The organism is Glacieibacterium sp. (assembly GCF_965200405.1).
Lineage (GTDB): Bacteria > Pseudomonadota > Alphaproteobacteria > Sphingomonadales > Sphingomonadaceae > Glacieibacterium.
Genome location: NZ_OZ241356.1, coordinates 1,142,031 through 1,159,523, shown reverse-complemented (window position 1 = coordinate 1,159,523; position 17,493 = coordinate 1,142,031). Strand labels below are relative to the sequence as shown.

Annotated in this window: 17 protein-coding genes; 8 read left to right on the top strand and 9 right to left on the bottom strand. The window is 65.9% G+C overall.

Annotated features, from left to right (window positions below; genetic code table 11):
- Window positions 1–208 precede the first annotated feature (208 nt).
- From mnmG to ACOFKW_RS05195, 4 genes are all read left to right on the top strand, one after another.
- A complete protein-coding gene (gene mnmG / locus ACOFKW_RS05210; RefSeq protein ID WP_419816871.1) occupies window positions 209–2,056 on the top strand; it encodes a tRNA uridine-5-carboxymethylaminomethyl(34) synthesis enzyme MnmG in 1,848 nt (615 codons plus the stop codon).
- Entirely contained in the window at window positions 2,053–2,667 is a 615-nt protein-coding gene (gene rsmG / locus ACOFKW_RS05205) for a 16S rRNA (guanine(527)-N(7))-methyltransferase RsmG (RefSeq protein ID WP_419816289.1), read from the top strand. Before mnmG ends, rsmG begins: the two co-directional genes overlap by 4 nt.
- The gene (locus tag ACOFKW_RS05200; protein ID WP_419816288.1) at window positions 2,667–3,455 is read left to right on the top strand and encodes a ParA family protein; all 789 of its coding nucleotides are present in this window, start codon (window positions 2,667–2,669) and stop codon (window positions 3,453–3,455) included. The genes rsmG and ACOFKW_RS05200 overlap by 1 nt, the downstream gene beginning before the upstream one ends.
- Before the next feature lie 68 nt (window positions 3,456–3,523).
- Entirely contained in the window at window positions 3,524–4,339 is an 816-nt protein-coding gene (locus ACOFKW_RS05195; RefSeq protein ID WP_419816287.1) for a ParB/RepB/Spo0J family partition protein, read from the top strand.
- Window positions 4,340–4,369: 30 nt separating this feature from the next.
- Here the strand turns inward: ACOFKW_RS05195 and holA are convergent, their stop codons facing one another.
- Genes holA through ACOFKW_RS05175 form a run of 4 tightly spaced genes read right to left on the bottom strand, consistent with a single transcriptional unit; the run spans window position 4,370 to window position 8,884 of the window.
- A complete protein-coding gene (gene holA, locus ACOFKW_RS05190) occupies window positions 4,370–5,404 on the bottom strand; it encodes a DNA polymerase III subunit delta (RefSeq protein WP_419816286.1) in 1,035 nt (344 codons plus the stop codon).
- A complete protein-coding gene (gene lptE / locus ACOFKW_RS05185; RefSeq protein ID WP_419816285.1) occupies window positions 5,401–5,913 on the bottom strand; it encodes an LPS assembly lipoprotein LptE in 513 nt (170 codons plus the stop codon). The genes holA and lptE overlap by 4 nt, the downstream gene beginning before the upstream one ends.
- Window positions 5,910–8,432, bottom strand: a complete 2,523-nt coding sequence (gene leuS, locus ACOFKW_RS05180; RefSeq protein WP_419816870.1) for a leucine--tRNA ligase — start codon at window positions 8,430–8,432, stop codon at window positions 5,910–5,912. Before leuS ends, lptE begins: the two co-directional genes overlap by 4 nt.
- An 11-nt stretch (window positions 8,433–8,443) precedes the next feature.
- Window positions 8,444–8,884 carry a DUF3576 domain-containing protein gene (locus ACOFKW_RS05175; protein ID WP_419816284.1) on the bottom strand — a complete coding sequence of 147 codons (441 nt, stop codon included), beginning with the start codon at window positions 8,882–8,884 and terminating at the stop codon, window positions 8,444–8,446.
- A gap of 261 nt (window positions 8,885–9,145) precedes the next feature.
- On the opposite strand from ACOFKW_RS05175, the gene ACOFKW_RS05170 reads away from it, so the two are divergent.
- On the top strand, window positions 9,146–9,874 hold the full coding sequence (locus ACOFKW_RS05170; protein ID WP_419816283.1) for a hypothetical protein: 729 nt from the start codon (window positions 9,146–9,148) through the stop codon (window positions 9,872–9,874).
- 24 nt (window positions 9,875–9,898) lie between these two features.
- Here ACOFKW_RS05170 and ACOFKW_RS05165 read toward each other — a convergent pair whose 3' ends face one another.
- Window positions 9,899–10,378 carry a thiamine phosphate synthase gene (locus tag ACOFKW_RS05165; protein ID WP_419816282.1) on the bottom strand — a complete coding sequence of 160 codons (480 nt, stop codon included), beginning with the start codon at window positions 10,376–10,378 and terminating at the stop codon, window positions 9,899–9,901.
- 22 nt (window positions 10,379–10,400) lie between these two features.
- Between ACOFKW_RS05165 and ACOFKW_RS05160 the strand changes: the two genes are divergently transcribed.
- The 3 genes from ACOFKW_RS05160 to ACOFKW_RS05150 are packed head-to-tail and all read left to right on the top strand — an operon-like array spanning window position 10,401 to window position 12,672.
- Complete coding sequence (locus ACOFKW_RS05160; RefSeq protein WP_419816281.1) at window positions 10,401–11,135, top strand: YggS family pyridoxal phosphate-dependent enzyme; 735 nt, start codon at window positions 10,401–10,403, stop codon at window positions 11,133–11,135.
- On the top strand, window positions 11,132–11,800 hold the full coding sequence (locus ACOFKW_RS05155; RefSeq protein WP_419816280.1) for an HAD family hydrolase: 669 nt from the start codon (window positions 11,132–11,134) through the stop codon (window positions 11,798–11,800). The genes ACOFKW_RS05160 and ACOFKW_RS05155 overlap by 4 nt, the downstream gene beginning before the upstream one ends.
- Window positions 11,801–11,826: 26 nt before the next feature.
- Complete coding sequence (locus tag ACOFKW_RS05150) at window positions 11,827–12,672, top strand: DMT family transporter (RefSeq protein ID WP_419816279.1); 846 nt, start codon at window positions 11,827–11,829, stop codon at window positions 12,670–12,672.
- 140 nt (window positions 12,673–12,812) lie between these two features.
- Here the strand turns inward: ACOFKW_RS05150 and ACOFKW_RS05145 are convergent, their stop codons facing one another.
- From ACOFKW_RS05145 to ACOFKW_RS05130, 4 genes are all read right to left on the bottom strand, one after another.
- Window positions 12,813–13,358, bottom strand: coding sequence for a metal-dependent phosphohydrolase (locus ACOFKW_RS05145; RefSeq protein ID WP_419816278.1), 546 nt, complete (start codon window positions 13,356–13,358; stop codon window positions 12,813–12,815).
- Window positions 13,358–15,082, bottom strand: coding sequence for a class I adenylate-forming enzyme family protein (locus tag ACOFKW_RS05140; RefSeq protein WP_419816277.1), 1,725 nt, complete (start codon window positions 15,080–15,082; stop codon window positions 13,358–13,360). Before ACOFKW_RS05140 ends, ACOFKW_RS05145 begins: the two co-directional genes overlap by 1 nt.
- A gap of 1 nt (window position 15,083) precedes the next feature.
- Window positions 15,084–16,223 carry an acyl-CoA dehydrogenase family protein gene (locus ACOFKW_RS05135; RefSeq protein ID WP_419816276.1) on the bottom strand — a complete coding sequence of 380 codons (1,140 nt, stop codon included), beginning with the start codon at window positions 16,221–16,223 and terminating at the stop codon, window positions 15,084–15,086.
- Between the two features lie 61 nt (window positions 16,224–16,284).
- Window positions 16,285–17,469 (bottom strand): acyl-CoA dehydrogenase family protein, encoded by a 1,185-nt coding sequence (locus ACOFKW_RS05130; protein WP_419816275.1) that lies wholly within the window; start codon window positions 17,467–17,469, stop codon window positions 16,285–16,287.
- Window positions 17,470–17,493 lie beyond the last annotated feature (24 nt).

Here is a 17,493-nt window from a genome sequence, read left to right as displayed (position 1 = left end):
TGGAACATCGAACCACCCGAGCGTCAACCAGAAACCCGGACTAGGGAAACAGGCTTCCTTACAAGACGGCTCTGCAGCTAGAAAATTGAACACCGTTACCGCCAATTTCACCGGTGCAAAACCGACCGGAACAGCGCAACTTCGCGACATTCGGTCGAATTGAGCCGGCCCATCGGTTGCCAGTTCCGGCACTTCCAGCCTAATGTCGATCATGATTTCATGCGATGTTCTGGTCGTCGGCGGAGGGCACGCCGGCTGTGAGGCTGCCGCTGCGGCTGCACGTCTCGGTGCCAGAACGATCCTGTTGACGCTGAAGTTCGCTGATCTTGGCACGATGTCGTGCAACCCTGCGATTGGCGGGTTGGGCAAGGGGCATCTCGTTCGAGAGGTCGATGCTCTCGATGGTTTGATGGGGCGCGCGACCGACGCTGCGGCACTTCAGTTTCGAATGCTCAATCGCAGCAAAGGGCCGGCAGTCCAAGGCCCTCGCGTCCAATGCGATCGCCAGCTTTATCGACGCGCGATGCGCGAGCGGCTCGAGGCACAGCCGAATCTGACCGTCGTCGAAGGCTCCGCCTCTGCATTCATCCGAACTGGAAATAGTGTCGTCGGAATGGAAACCAGCGTCGGCAAGATCGAGGCGAGGTCCACTGTGCTTACGACGGGAACGTTCCTGGCAGGCGTAATGCACGTCGGGACAACCGCTTCACCAGGCGGTCGCGCCGGCGCACCAGCGTCCAACGCGCTAGCAAAGTCTCTGCAAGCTTTGAATCTTCCCATGGCCCGACTGAAGACCGGGACACCGCCGCGCCTTGATGGCCGGACAATCGACTGGGCGGCGCTAGAATGGCAGTACGGGGATGAGCCGCGTGCCGCAATCTCGTTGATGACCGAGGAATTTTCCACGCCGCAAATTCCGTGCGGGGTCACACGTACGACCAAGGCAACACACGACATCGTCCGTGCGCATCTCGGCGAAGCTGCCGCCTACGCTGGAATGATCGAAGGTCGCGGTCCACGCTATTGTCCGTCGCTTGAAGACAAGGTGATGCGGTTCGGCGATCGCAATGGTCACCAGATTTTCCTAGAGCCGGAAGGGTTGGGCGATCACGTCATATATCCGAATGGAATTTCGACATCGCTGCCGTTGCCTGTGCAACAGGCATTCGTTGCGACAATTCCGGGTCTTGAGCGGGCAAGCATCGTTCGTGCCGGGTACGCGATCGAGTATGATCATGTCGATCCGCGCGTGTTGACGACTGGCTTGCGGGTCGAGGCAATCGAAGGCTTGTGGCTGGCCGGCCAGATCAACGGGACGACCGGTTATGAGGAGGCCGCGGCTCAAGGGCTCGTCGCTGGTCTGAATGCGGCGCGAGGGTCGGCGGGAAAAAGCGAGACAAGCTTCGATCGGGCAACATCGTATCTTGGCGTCATGATCGACGACCTTGTGACTCAAGGCGTCACCGAGCCGTATCGGATGTTTACTTCGCGGGCGGAGTATCGCCTTCGCCTTCGCATCGACAATGCCGACCAGCGTCTTACACCGACAGGCAACGAGCTCGGGCTGATCGGATCATCTCGTCTGGCGGCATGGGACTTGAAACGCGACGCGTTGGACCGTGGCCGCTCGATGCTGAATAACCTGCGTGCGCATCCTGTTGCGTTCGAGAGGCTAGGGATTGCGATGCGACAGGACGGGGTCGAGAAGAGTGCCTTCGAATGGTTGTGCAACCCGGATCTTGATTGGGGGACCGCACTACGTGTGTGGCCAAGCCTTAGCGAAGTCCCGGCGGATATTGCCGAGATCGTTCTCAATGACGCGCGCTATGCGAGCTACATCGCTCGCCAGGATTTGGATGTGGCGCGCTTTCGTAGAGACGAGGCGCTTCGGCTCAATCCGGCGGTCGACTACGAAAAGCTGGCAGGATTGACTGTTGAAATGCGTGAGCGTCTCGGTGCTGCTCGACCCGCGACGATCGGTGCCGCATCGCGTTTGCCAGGCATCACACCGGCTGCACTGACGGCGCTTCTTGCGCATTGTCATCAAGCCGCATGATCACTCGCGATGACTTTCAGTCACGCTTCGATGTTCCACGTGGAACAATGGAGCAAGTCGACGCTTACGCGGAGCTGCTGGTCGACTGGCAGTCACGCATGAATTTGGTGGGACCCGCAACCCTGACCGATATCTGGGGTCGCCATTTCACCGATTCTGCTCAGGTCTTGGCGCATCTCCATCCTGGCTCGGTAGTGGACCTCGGCACGGGTGCAGGGTTCCCTGGCATGGTGCTAGCCATCCTCGGCGCTGGGCCGGTCCATCTTATCGAAGCTACGAAGAAGAAATGTGCGTTCTTGCAGGCAGTTGTCGAACGATTGGCGCTCACCAACGTGACGATCCACAATCAGCGGATCGAAGCGCTGGAGCCGTTTGAGGCGAGCAACATCACCGCGCGCGCTTGCAAGAACATGACCGACCTCGTGACATGGGCCCTGCCATTCAATACTCGCGAAACCCTGTGGCTCCTGCTTAAGGGTGCGACGGCGGCGGAGGAGGTCGCAGCAGCCAAGACATCCTTCAACTTCGACGCCGAACTGATTCCAAGCGTAACCGACGCTGACGGTCGGCTGGTTCGTGTCCGCAACCTCCGACCGATCTGGAACCGCTGATGCGCATCGCGATTGCCAATCAAAAGGGCGGGGTGGGGAAGACCACGACGGCTATCAACCTGGCGACAGCCCTGGCCGCGACTGGCGCGAGCGTATTGCTAATCGACAGCGACCCACAGGGCAATGCCTCCACCGGGCTTGGCGTATCACGGTCCGATCGGCACTCGTCGATCTATGACGTCCTGATCGGGGATGCGACGCTGGCCGAAGCAACGGTCCAGACCGCCATCCCGGGCTTGTCGCTGATCCCCTCGACCGCAGCCTTGTCGGGTGCCGAGGTCGAACTGGTGGGGCTTGATCATCGGATCCACCGCCTGACCAACGCGATGGAGCATGCGGATATCTCAGATTGGGTGCTGATAGATTGCCCGCCGTCGCTCGGCTTGCTGACACTGAACGCCCTTGTCGCAGTCGATCAGCTGCTGATCCCGCTGCAGTCCGAGTTCTTCGCGCTCGAAGGTCTGAGCCAGTTGCTGTCCACGGTCGAGCGTGTGCGGTCCGGTCCTAATCCAAAGCTCAGCATCCTGGGCGTGCTGCTGACCATGTCTGACCGACGCAATCGCTTGTCAGAAGCTGTCGCGGCTGACGTTCGCGCCGTAATGGGCGCGCAGGTTTTCAAGACCAGCATTCCACGCAACGTCCGCCTGTCGGAGGCACCCAGCCACGGTCTGCCGGCGCTGGTGTATGATATCCGTTGTCCCGGCAGCCAGGCCTATCTGGCGCTGGCTCGCGAAGTCGTCGAGCGGACGACTGCCCAAGTAAAATCCAGCGAAAGGTCGCCATCATGAGCCGTTCACGCCCGTCGGGCCTTGGCCGCGGACTGAGCGCGCTGATGGAGGAAGTGTCATCCACCGGTATGGTCGGCACGGCCAGCGCCGCACCGGTGAGTCTCCCCGTCGCGCGCATCGTCGCCCATGCCGGGCAGCCGCGGCGGCGGTTCGATATCCAGGCGATGACCGACCTGACCGCTTCGATCCGCGAGCGCGGCGTCCTGCAGCCTATCCTGGTCCGGCCGGTGGCTGGCAACATGTTTGAGATCGTCGCCGGCGAGCGCCGCTGGCGTGCGGCTCAGGCAGCGGGGCTGCACGAGATGCCGGTTGTCGTACGCGAGCTGGACGACACCCAAGCCTATGAAGTCGCACTGATCGAGAACATCCAGCGCGCCGATCTGAACCCTATCGAAGAGGCGGAAGGCTATGCCCGGCTCATCCACGAGTTCGGGCACACGCAGGATGCTGTCGCCAAGGTCGTCGGCAAGGCGCGGAGCCATGTCGCCAATCTGCTGCGCCTGCTGGATCTGCCCGAGGGCGTGCGTGCCATGGTCATCGACGGCCGGCTCGGCATGGGTCATGCGCGAGCCTTGGCGGCCACCGCCGACCCGGTCGCGCTTGCTGCCCGCGCCGTAGCCGAGGGGATGTCGGTGCGGCAGGTCGAGGCGGCAGCGCGCAAGCAGGGCGATACCGAGGTCGCGCCGGAGAGCAGCAAGCACCGTGTCGTAACGCGTGACGCTAATTTGATCGCGCTGGAAGGTCAGCTGGCTGAGGCGATCGGATCGAATGTAAGCATTACCGTCGGCGACACGCCCGGTGCAGGTACGGTTTCCCTCAGTTTCGCATCGCTGGATCAACTAGACCTTATTTGTCAACGGCTTAGCGGCGTCGACCGCTTCTAAAGTCCGCGATGATTTTGCCGAGCGGGCGCCTCAGCGCGTGCCGGCGATCTGAGTGGCGATACCGATCAACGCCTGACGGCAAAGCACCTCTCCCGCGCTCCCGCTACGCTTGATGGCGCGCTCCGTGGCTAACAGTCGAGCCAGGATGTTGCGCAGCATCGGCGTTCGCAGCCGCGCGACTTCCGCTGCGAGGACACCCTTGTCCTTCCAGAAGACCGGCGGCCGTGCGCCGTCGACCGCGCTCGAAGGGCTTGATCCACCATCGACCGCTTGGCGCAAGTCGAGCAACTGCCAGAAGCGACGGGCAACAGTGCGCAGGAGAGTTATCCCGGGCATGCCCTGCGTCATCAGGCGATTGAGCTGCAGGTCCGCAGTTGCTGGATCGCCGCCGGCGACGCTTTCGACCAGCGCGCTGAAGCCTGCGTCGCCGACGTCGGCACCGATCGCATTGAGATCGTCAAGTTCGAAGGTTTGCGGCTGCGCGACGCTGGCGTCGAGGTAAAGCGCCAGCTTCTCCAATTCGCGACGCAGGACCGCACGATCGGCGCCACTCGCATCGAAGACGGCTCGGGCCGCGCCTCGGCCAGCGGTGAGTCCGAGTTCGCGCGCGATCTCTTCGACGGCGGCAACGGCGTTGCGCGCGTCGGGCGGGTAGCTCGCGACGGACAGCACGTCCTTCGCGGCCTCTGCACGGGCAAGCAATTTGGAGCCCTTGCGCAACTGCCCGGCGACCATCACCACCAGGTTCCCGCCGCCCGACGCATCCAGCAGCGCCGCGACAGCGTTGGCGCTGTCCTCGCCCGCACCATCGACGCGGACCAGCGTGCGGTCACCGAACATCGACACATTGGCTGCGGCGGCGACGAGGCGGGACGGATCCTTGTCGATCTCGGCAGCCGGGATCACTTCGACCGACAGGGGATTGCTCGCATCGTGATAGCCACGCGCGACACGCTGGGCCAAATCCATCGAGGCTGACTCGTCGCCACCGTGCAGCAGGATCAGCCGGACATGCTCGGGCAGCTTGGCGGCAGCAGCGATTACCGCTGCCCGATCGGCCTTCACGGCGCTGGCGGCAAAGGTGTTACCTCAAGCGTGCCGGCGCGGGTGACCAGTGCGATCCTGGCGGTAATCTGCGTCGCGATGTCGACGGCAAGCCGGTCGAGAGCCGTGCTTTCCGCCGCGACGACCGCATATTCGGAGCTGACACGATCGATGCCGACATCGGAGCCCGCAGTCGCGTCGAGCAGGACGGCGCCCGTGGCAATGGCGACGACGCGGTAGCGAGCCCGCAACGTCCGCCGCTCGCGCGCGATCGAGTTGTCGCCGCGGATACCGAAGCCGGTGATCGCATCGTCGAGCTCGACCTCGAGCCGGAGGCGCGGCGTCTCGGCCGGGTTGCCGAAGCGTTGCAGCAGGGCGTTACGCACCAGGTAACCGGCACGATCGGGAATCGGCGCGATCGTAATCGCTGCGAGCGTCGTTGCGACCGGGCCGTGGCCGCCGCCCGAATAGACCGGCTGGAGGCCGCAACCGGTCACCAGCAACGCGGCGAGGATGAGGGCGTGCTTCATGCGACGAGGTTCACGAGCCGGTCGGGCACCACGATGATCTTGCGGGGTGCGCCGCCGTTCAGGGCGCGCTGAACCTTTTCGAGTGCAAGCACCAGCGCCTCGACCTCTTCGCGGGACGAACCCTTTGGAATGACGATCGTATCCTTGAGCTTGCCGTTCACCTGGACGGCGATGGTGACGGCATCGTCCTCAAGCAGCAGCGGATCGGCGACCGGCCAAGCCTCGTCGGCGATCAGGCCGGTGTGACCGAGCCGTGCCCAGCATTGCTCGGCAAGGTGCGGCATCATCGGTGTCAGCAGCTTGAGGAAGATGTCGATGACCTCGGGCGGCAGGCCGGCCTTGGACTTTTCGCAGCCGTTGGCAAATTCGTAGAGGCGAGCGACGGCCTTGTTGAAGTGCAGGCGGTCGAGATCTGCCGTGACCTGCGCCACGCTACGATGGGCGAGACGCAGTAGTCCGTCGTTCGGCGCCGTGGACGTCCTTTCGGTCAGCTTCCAGACGCGCTGAACAAAGCGCCAGGCGCCCTCGATGCCGGCCTCGGACCAGGCGAGGTCGCGCTCGGGCGGCGAGTCGGAGAGCATGAACCAGCGTACGGCGTCGGCACCATAGCGGTCGATCATCGCGTCGGGATCGACGGTGTTCTTCTTCGACTTCGACATCTTCTCGACGCGGCCGACGCTGACGGGTTCGCCGGTCGCGCGTTCGATGCCGCCGCCGACTTCACCGGGTTCCAGCCAGCGACCGTCGGCGCTGCGATAGGTCTCGTGGGTCACCATGCCCTGGGTGAACAGGCCGGCGAAGGGCTCGCTGGCGGACAGGCGACCGATGTGGTGCATGGCCCGCGTCCAGAACCGGGCATACAGCAGATGCAGGATCGCATGCTCGACGCCGCCGATGTACTGGGCGACCGGCAGCCATTGGTCGACCATCGCGCGGTCGAACGGCGCGCTCGCCGGTGCACTGGCGAAGCGCATGAAATACCACGACGAATTAACGAATGTGTCGAGTGTATCGGTTTCCCGGACAGCAGGACCGGCGCAGGTCGGGCAGGCGACATGCTTCCAAGTCGGATGACGGTCGAGCGGATTGCCGGGAACGTCGAAGGTCACATCCTCCGGCAACACGACCGGCAACTGCTCGCGTGGAACGGGAACGGCGCCGCATGCTTCGCAATGGATGATCGGGATCGGCGTGCCCCAGTACCGCTGGCGCGACACGCCCCAGTCACGTAGCCGCCAGATCGTCGTGCCGGTGCCCCAACCCTCGGTCTCGGCCTTGGTGATGACCGCGCGTTTGGCATCGTCGATGGTCATGCCGTCGAGGAAGCGCGAATGCACCAGGACGCCGGGGCCGGTATAGGCTTCGTCGACGATCGGCGCCTCGGCTTCGCCGGCGGGAGCGACGACACGCGGCACCGGCAGCATGTACTTGCGAGCGAAATCGAGATCGCGCTGGTCATGCGCCGGGCAGCCGAAGATGGCGCCGGTGCCATAGTCCATCAGGACGAAATTGGCGACGAAGACGGGCAGACGGAGGCTGGGGTCGAGCGGATGAACGACGGACAAGCCGGTGTCATAGCCGCGCTTTTCCTGCGTCTCGATCTCGGCAGCCGCAGTACCGGAAGCGCGCAGCTCGGTGATGAACTGGGCAAGGTCGGGATCGCTTGCGGCACAGGCGGTAGCGAGCGGATGGTCGGCGGCGACCGCTGCGAAGCTGGCACCGAACAGCGTATCCGGACGGGTCGTGAAGACGTCGAAGCTCGAAGGCAAGTCACTGATAACATTGCCGGATTCGGCAAGCTGGAAGGTGAACCGCAAGCCTTGCGACTTGCCGATCCAGTTCTCCTGCATCAGTCGGACCTTGTCGGGCCATTCGCTGAGCGTCGTCAGGCCATCAAGCAGCTCGTCGGCGAAGTCGGTGATGCGCAGGAACCACTGGCTCAGCTTGCGCCGCTCGACCACCGCGCCGGAGCGCCAGCCCTTGCCGTCGACGACCTGCTCGTTGGCGAGCACGGTCATGTCGATCGGGTCCCAATTCACCGCCGAAAGCTTGCGGTAGACCAGCCCGGCGTCGAGCAGGTCGAGGAAAAGCGCCTGCTCGTGCCCGTAGTAATCCGGCTCGCAGGTCGCCAGTTCGCGGCTCCAGTCGAGGCCGAAGCCGAGCCGTTGCAGCTGGCCGCGCATCGCCTTGATGTTCGAGCGGGTCCAGTCGCCGGGATGGACGCCGCGCTCCATCGCAGCGTTCTCGGCGGGCATGCCGAAAGCGTCCCAGCCCATCGGGTGGAGGACTTCCATGCCCTGCATCCGCCGCACCCGGGCGATCACGTCGCCCATCGTGTAGTTGCGGACATGGCCCATGTGGATGCGTCCCGACGGGTAGGGAAACATCTCTAGGATATAGGTCTTGGGCTTGGGCGAGGCGTCGTCGGCACGGAAAGTGCCACGCTCCGTCCACGCCGCCTGCCAGCGTGAGTCAGCGGCGCGAAAGTCGAATTTCGCGGGAGTCGCGTCGACGGGCATGTCGGCCGGCGTCACGCCCCGATTTGCGCGCGGCGCAGGTCGCGGGCGCGGCCGAGAATGGTCTCCTCAAGCTTTTGCACGGTGCCGGCGCGGACGGTCGCCTCGACCCAGCTGCCGCCGGTGTTGATCTGGCGGGAGGCCGAGACGCGGATCGCGTCGGCGCGCAGCTCGGTGTCGAGGATGAAGATCGAGACCTTGACCCGCTCGCCGGGGATCGCCGGGTTGATGTACCAGTCGGTGACGATGACGCCGCCGTTCGAATCGACCGTCGCCAGCGGCATGAAGCTCATGGTCTCGAGGCTCGCCTGCCACAGGTAGGAATTGACGCCGATCGTCGAGATGCGCGCCGGGGCGAGCGTTCCTGCCGACTTGGGCTTGACCTTGTGGCCGCAACCGGCCAGCGCCAGCCCGGTCGCGAGGACCACCAGCATCGTGTTACGCTCGAACGTCATCCACTCGCGCTCCCGCACCCCGGTCGATGGACCGGTCCAAGCCGCGTCTATAGGCGGCGCAGGGCGACCACGCAAAGGGAGACCGCTGCCCTGAATTTAGCCAGTCCTGCGCAAAGTGTGTGCAACTTGTCACAGGCAGGTGAAAACTAAGATAAGTTGCGGGGCGTTCCCGGGATTGTGCCGTTACCGGTTGTAAGGCGGACGAGTCGCCTGATATCGGGGATCAACGCTATGACAATAGGGGTGTCTCGGCTGGCCAGCATGACTGGCATGATGGTGGCGATCGCCATCGCGCTCCCCTGTGCCGCCGCGCCATCGAAATCGAACGCCCGTCACTCCGCCAAACCACGCACATCGTTCGACATGCCGTCCGATAGCCTGCGCGCTGCCGGCCTGACGCCATTCGCGCCGCCGCTGATCGACAGCGCGCGGTTCAGCTTCACTGCACCAGGCCATGGTGCGACCGCAACCCGCTTCGATTCGACCGAGCGTGCCTTCCGCTTCACGCCATCGGGCCAGACCAGCAGCAAGAAGGCCGTCACCGTCGGCGCCACCTCGCGCGTCGTGACTGCCGCTGCCGACACCTCGCGCGGCGTCCCGACCGAGAGCTTTGCGGTAACGCCGGCCGCGTACAACGTCGGCCTGTCTGTCGGCTGGCGCGGCTTTGCGGTTTCGGGCGGCTACACTCGCCTCGACTTCGGCGTCACGGCGCTCGGCCCCAATCGCCGCGAAGCCGTCGACGTCGGCCTGAGCTATCGCGGCAAGAGCTGGAAGACCGCGTTGCAGGTCGCCGCCGAGACCGGTTCGCCGCTGATGCTGACGCCGCTGGAGCGTCGCTATTCGGTCGACGTCGGTGGCGCCTATGCCGTCGGCCCGCGCCTGTCGCTCAATGGCGGCCTGCGCTACAAGCTCGCACCCGTCGCGCCAGGCCTGCTCGACGCCGATCGCGCCGACCAGTCCTTCTACCTGGGCACCGCCTTCAGCTTCTGATCCGGCGGTCGGGTCTCAGGCCAGCTATCGCGTCGGCTTCGCCTGGGGAGCGGTTTGACCAAAGGCGTCGATCGCGCCCCAGGCGACCGCGCCGAGCTTTGTTAGCCGGCGAAAGCGCTTGGCGGTCATGCCGCCCAGCGCCGCCACCGGCACGCCCGAACCGCGCACCATCAGCCCGAAGCGCACTGCGCCGAGAGCTCGTGCGCCCGGATGCGTCCGGGTGGCGAACACCGGCGAGACGAACACCAGGCGCGCCCCGGTGCGGCGGGCACGGATCAGTTCGGCACGGTTGTGCGCCTTGGCGATTTCGCTTTCCTCGACCAGCAACAGCCCACGTCGCCGTGCGATGGCGGCGACACGCTGCGGCTCGGGATGGCCGCGCAGCACGACGCCGCTGCCACGCGGCAGTCTGGCGAGGGCGGTCCATAGTCCGTCACCGAGGCGTGGGTCGGCGAACAGCCAGATCGACGGTACAGCCGCGACGGGGAACTGGCGGGATCGCATCGAGGCGGACTATAGCAGCGCCATGAATGATGACGACCACACCGTCGCCGAGCGGCTGCGCAACCCTGCCGCTTCGACCGGAGATGACAGCGCGGCCGGGCGGCTGGCGCAGGTGCAGGATCGCCTCGGACGTGCGGCCGGGCAGGCCGGCCGCAGCCTTGCCGATGTCCGGCTGATTGCCGTGTCCAAGACCCATGATGCGGCAGCGATCGAGCCTCTGCTCGCCGCCGGCCAGCGCGACTTCGGCGAGAATCGCGTGCAGGAGGCGGACGCCAAATGGCCCGAACTATTGGAACGCTGGCCGGACGTGCGGCTGCACCTGGTCGGGCAACTCCAGTCGAACAAGGCAGAGGCGGCGGTGGCACGTTTCGACGTGATCCATAGCGTCGACCGGCGGTCGCTGGTGACGGCACTGGCCAAGGCGATGGATACGCTGGGGCGGCGGCCGGAGTGCTTCGTCCAGGTCAACATCGGCGACGAGGCGCAGAAGGGTGGTTGCGCTCTGGCGGACCTGCCGGGGCTGCTTGCCGAGGTCCGTGCCGCCGGGCTGCCACTGGCCGGGCTGATGTGCGTGCCACCGGCCGGGACGGAGGCGGCGCCGTTTTTCGCGCTGCTGCAGAAGCTGGCGCGAGACCACGGCCTGGCCGGGCTGAGCATGGGCATGTCGGAGGATTACGAGACCGCGGCGATGCTCGGCGCGACCCATGTCCGGGTCGGCAGCGCCTTGTTCGGAGCTCGCCCGGCGCCGGCCGCGTGAAGCCGCTGTTGATCTTCGACTTCGACGGGGTCGTTGCCGATACCGAGATCCTGGCGAACCACGATCTCGCCGAGGCGCTGACGACGCTGGGGCTGCCGACCAGCCTCGACGAGGCGATGGACCGCTACATGGGGCGGCACTGGGCCGACAATGAAGCGCAGATCGTCGCGCAACTCGGCGGGCCGCTGCCGTCCGGCTGGGTCGACGATCGTCGGCGACGGATCCGCGACCGGCTGACGCTCGAACTGCAGGAGGTGCCGGGGCTGACGGCGTTCCTGGCCGCTCATGGCGACTGGCAGCGCTGCATCGCCTCGTCGAGCCGGCGCGAATGGATCGGCCTGTGCCTCGACAAGCTTGGGCTCGGCGCCGAGTTCGAGCGGCGGTTCAGTGGGGCTGAGGATGTGATAAACGGCAAGCCGGCGCCCGACCTGTTCCTGTTCGCCGCAGCCGAATGCGGATTTGCGCCCGGCGATTGCGTGGTGATCGAGGATTCGCGCGCCGGGGTGCTGGCTGGAGTCTCCGCTGGAATGACAGTGATCGGACTGACCGCCGGGAGCCATTCTCGTGCCGGGCATGGCGAAATGCTGCGCAACAATGGTGCAGCATTCGTTGCCGACGGCTATGACGAAGTCGCCGGGTTCCTGGCGCGGCGGGCGCGACCGTGACTGCCGGGCGGCTGGCTTTTCCGGCCATGTTGATCGGCAGCATCTGCCTTGCGTTCGGCCCTTGGCTGGTGCGGATCGCGGATGTCGCTCCGGTCGCGTCGGCGTTCTGGCGAATGAGCCTGGCGGCGGTACCGTTGATGCTGCTGGCTCGCGGCACCGTCGGACCACTGCGGATGCCGGCTGGCGGGCTGATGCTGGCCTGCGCCGCTGCCGCACTGTTCTTTGCTGCCGACCTGGCGGCCTGGCACCTGGGCATCGCGCGCACGACGCTGGCCAATGCGGCGCTGATGGCGAACGGCGCGAGCTTCATGCTGCCCGCCTACAGCTATATCGTGTCGCGGACGCTGCCGGGCCGCAACGTGTCGCTGGCCCTGGTCTGTGCGGGGTTGGGCACGGCACTGCTGATCGGGCGGTCGGCCGACGTGTCGGCGCAACATCTGCTGGGCGACCTGCTGTGCCTGTCGGCAGCGGCCTTCTACACCGGCTACCTGGTCATCATCGACCGGTTCCGGCGGAGCATCCCGGCGCTGCCGCTGCTGGCACTGGTGACGCTGTTCAGCCTGCCGATGCTGCTCCCGATGGCGCTGATCGAACGCGGTGCATTCTGGCCGCACGACTGGACTCCGCTGATAGTATTGGCGCTCGGCAGCCAGGTCATCGGGCAGGGGCTGGTAGTCTATGCGGTCGGACATTTGAAGCCGATCGTGGTCGGCATCGCGCTGCTAGTGCAACCGGCGATCGGCGCCGCCATCGGGGCGCTGCGCTTTCACGAGGTGCCTGGAGCAGCGGATATCGGCGGGGCAGCGCTGGTCGTCGTGGCGCTGCTGCTGGTGCGCCTGCCCGAACGGGGTAAGCCGCTTCCCACGGTCTGAGAGAGGCGTCACGGACCGAGGCCGATATCGGCAACGGCGGACCGCTCGAGCCCATCCGGTGCAGGCAGGCGGCAACGATACGCCCCGCCGCTTCGATGCCCGATGGCCCTTCGCGGCCAGGAGATGCGGTATGTCCGGCGCTAGAAGCCGCGACGGGGGACGCTGAACACCCGCATCACCTCGGGTTCGAAGCTCTCCAGGCTGTCGACCTTGAAGTCGGGATCGAACGCCGGGGCATCCCATTTGTCGACCAGCTTTTCGGCAAAATCGAACCATGATTCGCCGCGGAACTGTTCGCGCATGTCGGTCGGCTTGCCGAGGTAGCCGTAATAATAGGCGCCCTGGAAATGCTGGTGCCACTTCACCGCGAAATAGATGTCGTCGGAGACGTATTGCTTGAGCACCTCGGCCTGGATGGCGCCGTGGTTGGGGATGCTCATGATCTTGCCGAGGTCATGGGTCAGCGCGGCAACGACCTCCTCGTCGGTGGCGTTATCGGCGCGGGCCAGCGTCGCGGTCATCAGGCAGTGGGTCAGCTGGTCGGCGCCGAACCCGAGCTGCATCGACGCCAGCCGCCGCATCGAATCCATGATCTGCAACGGCGCGACGCTACGCTGGTGGAGCATGTGCTCGCGCGCGATGATGCCCCAGTCCTCGGCGGTGCCCTGCTGCATGGCGGTGAACATCAAAGCGACTCCCGTACGGCGAACCGGGCGCGATAATATTTGCGCAGGGTCACCTTGTCGATCTTGGCGCTGCCGAGCTTGGGCAGCGGCTCGGACACCAGCCAGATCTGCGACGGCACCTTGAACGACGCGAGCTCGCGGCTCAGCAGTTCGTGCAGGGCGTCGGCCTCCAGCGCAGCGCCTGGCTTGGGATAGACCACCGCTCCGACGATCTCCCCCAGCCGCTCGTCGGGCAGGCCGAAGACGCTCGCCTCGGCGACGGCGGGATGGGTGTAGATCGCAGACTCGACCTCCTGGCAGCTGATATTCTCGCCGCCGCGGATGATGATGTCCTTCTTGCGGTCGACGATGAACAGATAGCCGTCGTCGTCGAGGTAGCCGAGGTCGCCCGACTTGAACCAGCCATCGGCGGTGAAGGCGGCGGCGGTCGCCTCGGGCTTGTTCCAATAGCCGCGGCAGTTGGCGACGGTGCGGATGCAGATCTCGCCGATCGCGGCGCCGGTCAGACGGACGAAGTCGTCGTCGAAGATGCCGATCTCGACCAGCGGCTGCGACGGTCGCCCGGTCGAGGCGGGCTTGGCGCGGTAATTGTCGCGGAAGTTGCCGGCGCCGACCGCATTGGTCTCGGTCAGGCCATAGCCCTGGACCGGGTGCTTGCCGGGGAAGGCGGTGGCGAGGCGCTCGACATGCTCGGACGGGCGGGGCGCGCCGCCGCTGGCGATGTCGACCAGGCTCGACAGGTCGTACTGGTCGCGGTCTGGGTGCTGCATCAGTTCGAGGCTCATCGTCGGCACGCCAACGAAATAGGTGACGTGCTCGGCCTCGATCAGCCGCAGCGCCTCGCCCGCGTCCCACTTGTGCATGATGACCAGCTTGCGCCCGATGGCGATCGACACCAGCATCACCGCGACCGACCCGGTGATGTGGAACAGCGGCACGTTGAGCAGCGCGATCTGCTGCTCCGCCGGCTTGTGCCCGGCCCGCGCGCTGAGTTCGAGCAGCGCCAGCCCCGCGACGAGATAGTTCATCGCCCCCGACAACAGCCCACGGTGCGTGCCGACGGCGCCCTTGGGGCTGCCGGTCGAGCCCGAGGTGTACATGATCGTCGCGTCGTCCTCCGGCGCGATGTCGGGCAGGAACCACGGCGTCGTCGGCGACGCGGCGCAGCTATCCTCCAGCCGCACGACGCCGAGCTGGTCGGCGACTTCGCGGCTGGTGCGGACGGTAACCAGCTTCAGACCGGGGCCGAGCAGCGGCGCGATGCGGCGGGCGCGTTCTTCGTCGGCGATGACCAGCCGGGTGCCTGAATCGCTCAGGCCATAGGCGAGCTCGTCGGTCTGCCACCAGGCGTTCATCGGCACCGCGATTGCGCCGAGGTGCAGGACGGCGACGAAGCTGGTGATCCATTCGGGATAGTTGCGCATCGCGATGGCGACGCGGTCGCCCTTGGCGATGCCGTGGACGCGCTGCAGGCAGGCGGCGACCTTGATGGCCTCGGCATGGACCTCGGCGAACGTCAGCCGCTCGTCGCGATAGACCAGGAATTCGCGCGGGCCGTTGGCGGCACAGAAATAGGCCAGATAGTCGCGCATGTTATTCGGCGCGTTGGCGAACACCGGCAGCGTCGCGCCGCGCACGACCGCGCTGCCGACCTCGAGCTGGCCACCCGGCGCGATGATCCCGGCGATGACGGCGTCGAGGGCGGTATCGAGATCGGACTTCATCTCAATACCCCATCAGCGAAGCGAGCCGGTCGCCGTGGAACGCCAGGTCGCCGAAGGTCTCCTGCGCGGTGCGGGCGCGCTTCATGTACAGGCCGACATCGACGTCGTCGGTCATGCCGATGCCGCCGTGCATCTGTACCGCCTCATTGGTCGCGAGCTTGGCGACGTCGCCCGACTTGGCCTTGGCGAGGCTGACGTACATCGCGGCGCGGTCGTCGTCGGCGTCGAGTGCCTGCAGGGCGCGCAAGGTGGCGGAGCGCGCCAGTTCGACCTCGCAGAACAGGTGCGCGGCGCGGTGCTGGAGCGCCTGGAAACTGCCGATCTTCTGGCCAAACTGCTCGCGCTGCTTGAGATAGTCGATCGTCGTCTCGAAGCTCTGCGCCGACACGCCGAGCATTTCCGCGGCGAGGCAGGCGCGGCCCGCGTCGAGGATGCGGTCGAGCAGCTTCGCGCCCTCGCCGACGGTGCCGAGCACGTCCGCGCCATCGACCTGCACGTCGGCCAGGGTCAGGCGCGCGGCGTTGCGGCTGTCGACCATCGAGGTCCGCTGCAGCGTCACGCCATCCGCCTTGGCATCGACCAGGAACAGCGTGATGCCGTCCGCATCATCGTCCGCCCCAGCGGTGCGTGCCGCGACGATCAGCGTATCGGCGACATGGCCGTCGAGGACGAAGGTCTTGGCACCATTCAGCTTGAAGCCGTTGCCCGAGGGTTCGGCGCGCGTCGCGACGTGGCGCGGATCGTGGCGCGCCTTTTCGTCGGCTGCGAGCGCGAACAGTCGTTCGCCGCTGGCGATCTGCGGCAGGTATTGCGCCTGCTGCTCGGGCGTCCCCGCCGCGCTTAACGCCGTCGCGGCAAGGATCGCGGTCGCGAGCAGCGGCGACATCGCCAGGTTGCGCCCCGCCGCCTCCTGCACGACTCCTGCTGCGACATAGCCCAGCCCGGCGCCACCATGCGCCTCCGGCACCAGCATCCCGGCAAAGCCCATCTCCGCCATCTGCTTCCACAGGCCACGGTCGAAGCCGGTCGCATCGTCGGCATCACGCAGCTTGCGCATCGCCGCCACCGGCGCGGCATCGCGGAAGAACCCCTCCGCCGAATCGCGGATCATCGTCTGGTCTTCGGTCAGGATCAGCGGCAAAATCGAAACTCCCCAAATCTGCTTCCGGCCAGCTCTGTTCGCTGGCTCTCGTTGCCGTTCCTCAGGCGCCCGGCAGTTGCAGCACGCGCTTGGCGATGATGTTGAGGTTGATCTCCGAAGTGCCGCCTTCGATCGAATTGGCGCGGCTGCGGAGCCAGCTGCGGGACTGGTCGCCCTCGTGGTTGGGGCCGTCCCACATCAGCGCGTCGGAGCCGCCGACCGACATCAGCAGCTCCTGACGGTGCTTGTTGAGCTCGGTGCCATAATATTTGAGCATCGAGGACAAGGCGCCGACACCTTGCCCAGCCTTGGCCTCGTCCTTGACGCGCTCCATGGTCAGCGCGAAGGCCCAGGCGTCGATCTCGTGGCGGACGATGTCGGTGCGCAGCATCGGGTCGGCCAGGCTGTCGTCGGTCATGCCGATGGTGCGCTTGGCGATCTGGCTGAGCGAATCGCGGCCGCCGCTGGAGAAGTCCATCGCCCCGATCATCTCGCGCTCATGGGTGAGCAGATATTTGGCGATGTCCCAGCCCTTGCCGGGCGTGCCGACGAGATTGCCCTTGGGAACCCTCACATCATCGAAGAAGGTCTGGCAGAACGGCGAGGCACCCGAGATCAGTCGGATCGGCGAGGTCGAGACGCCCGGCGACGCCATGTCGAACAGCAGGAAGCTGATGCCGAGGTGCTTGGGCGCAGTGGGGTCGGTGCGGACCAGGCAGAAGATCCAGTCGGCCTTGTCGGCGTAGGAGGTCCAGACCTTCTGGCCGTTGACGAGATAATGATCTCCCTTGTCTTCGGCCGAGGTGCGCAGCGAGGCGAGGTCGGAGCCCGCGCCGGGTTCGCTATAGCCCTGGCACCACCGGATCTCGCCGCGCGCGATCTGGGGCAGATATTCGAGCTTCTGCGCCTCGCTACCGTATTTTAGCAGCGCCGGCCCGAGCATCCAGATGCCGAACGAGCTGAGCGGCGAGCGCGCCTCGATGCGGCGCATCTCGCTGGCGAGGACGCGCGCCTCGTCCTTCGACAGGCCGCCGCCGCCGTACTCGCGTGGCCATTCGGGGACGGTCCAGCCCTTCGCACCCATGCGGTCGAGCCAGGTCTTCTGCGCCGCGCTGGCGAACTGGAAGCTGCGGCCGCCCCAGCAGGCATCGGCGTCGCGCGCCATCGGCAGGCGCATTTCGGGCGGGCAATTGGCCTCCAGCCAGTCGCGGGTGTCCTGGCGGAAGCTGTCGAGTGCGTCGGTCATGGCCTCACCCAATTGTCTTATTGC